The following is a 215-nucleotide window of genomic DNA, read 5'->3' as shown; positions in this document are numbered from 1 at the left end:
GACTTCCACCAGGAGCTGCAGAGTCACGCGGCCGCCCTGCCGCCGCACCCCTCGCAGGCGGAACTGCGGGACGCGGCGACCGAGATGGCCGACTCCAGCCAGCACTACGCGGTGGTCCTGCTCGGGGAGAGCGAGGAGGGGCACCGGGTCGCGGGCAACTCCGACCTCGACACCTTCACCGTGGCCGACGTGCCCCGTGCGCTGCGCGACGCGGT

At 73.5% G+C, this 215-nt stretch carries 1 pseudogene; it reads left to right on the top strand.

Annotated features, from left to right (window positions below):
* Window positions 1-215: pseudogene (locus tag GTW08_RS13335) on the top strand (two-component sensor histidine kinase); the annotation flags it as partial.

It is taken from the genome of Pseudonocardia sp. SID8383 (assembly GCF_009864975.1).
In the GTDB taxonomy this organism is placed as follows: domain Bacteria; phylum Actinomycetota; class Actinomycetes; order Mycobacteriales; family Pseudonocardiaceae; genus Pseudonocardia; species Pseudonocardia alni.
Note: the sequence above shows the minus strand (reverse complement) of the source record. Positions and strands in the feature narration are given on the sequence as shown.